The 1,098-nt window shown below is 62.4% G+C and carries 1 protein-coding gene; it reads right to left on the reverse strand.

The genetic code is table 11. The features are described 5' to 3' along the window. Window positions 1–29: 29 nt before the first annotated feature. Complete coding sequence (locus MXC11_RS12110; protein ID WP_250010424.1) at window positions 30–1,046, reverse strand: IS30 family transposase; 1,017 nt, start codon at window positions 1,044–1,046, stop codon at window positions 30–32. Between the last annotated feature and the right edge of the window lie 52 nt (window positions 1,047–1,098).

The following is a 1,098-nucleotide window of genomic DNA, read 5'->3' on the forward strand; positions in this document are numbered from 1 at the left end:
GGCGGTTGCAGGAGCTGAGTGCAACACGGCTACTGGAGTGAAGCAGGCGCCTCGTGATGTTTGGCCATCAACTCGGTCATGACTTCGATGGGGCACTTGAAGCCGAAGCGCTTGCGCGGCCGGATGTTCAGCTCATAAGCAATCGCATCCAGCTGCTCCTGGGTGTATCCCGACAGGTCCGTGCCCTTGGGCAGGTACTGGCGAATCAATCCGTTGATGTTCTCGTTGCTGCCGCGCTGCCAAGGGCTGTGCGGGTCACAGAAGTAGATGGCCACGCCGGTCTTCTGGGTGATTTCCGCGTGACGTGCCATCTCCCGTCCTTGGTCGTAAGTCATGCTCTTGCGCGCCGCCAGAGGCATCCGGTTCAACGCTGCGCTGAAGCCCTCCACGGCCGAGGTCGCCGTCGCATCGCGCATCTTCACCAGCATCAGGTAGCCGCTGGTGCGCTCGACCAGGGTTCCCACCGCCGAGGCGTTGGCCTTGCCCTTGATCAGGTCACCTTCCCAGTGGCCGGGCATCACGCGATCCTCGATCTCCGGCGGGCGCACATGGATGCTGACCATATCCGGGATCTGGCCGCGGCGATCCACGCCACCAGAACGGGGACGGCGGGCGGTCTTGCCTTGCCGCAGGCAGATGATCAATTCCTTGCGCAGTTCGCCGACCGGCAGGGCATAGATCGCGTTATAGATCGTCTCGCGGCAGACGTAGGCGTCTTCAAAGTTCGGGAATTCCATGGAGCGCAGCTTGCCGGCAATCTGCTCGGGAGAAAAGCGTTTGCGCAGCAGGTAGGCCACCAGATCGAACAGTTCGGAACCTGGAACCAGTTTTTTCCGCGGCCTGCAGGCTACGCGACGTTCGCGCATCGAGCGCTGGGCTTCGTGAGTGACGTACCCGCCCTGGGCATTCCGGTTGCGCCGGATCTCGCGGCTGACGGTGGAGGGGCTACGGTTGAGCATCCGGGCAATCGCGCGCTGGCTCATGCCACGCAGCAGGCCGACCTGAATGTTGGAGCGCTCTTCGACGCTGAGTTCGTGGTAAGACATGGCAACACCGTACCGGAAAGGTCAGGTGTTGCACTCAGTTTTTGCGGCCGCC

The organism is Pseudomonas eutrophicaquae, from assembly GCF_023544715.1.
In the GTDB taxonomy this organism is placed as follows: domain Bacteria; phylum Pseudomonadota; class Gammaproteobacteria; order Pseudomonadales; family Pseudomonadaceae; genus Geopseudomonas.

What these genes read in the sequence shown, in the direction of transcription:
- MXC11_RS12110 (WP_250010424.1), bottom strand. Translation starts at nt 1,046, where the DNA reads ATGTCTTACCACGAACTCAGCGTCGAAGAGCGCTCCAACATTCAGGTC.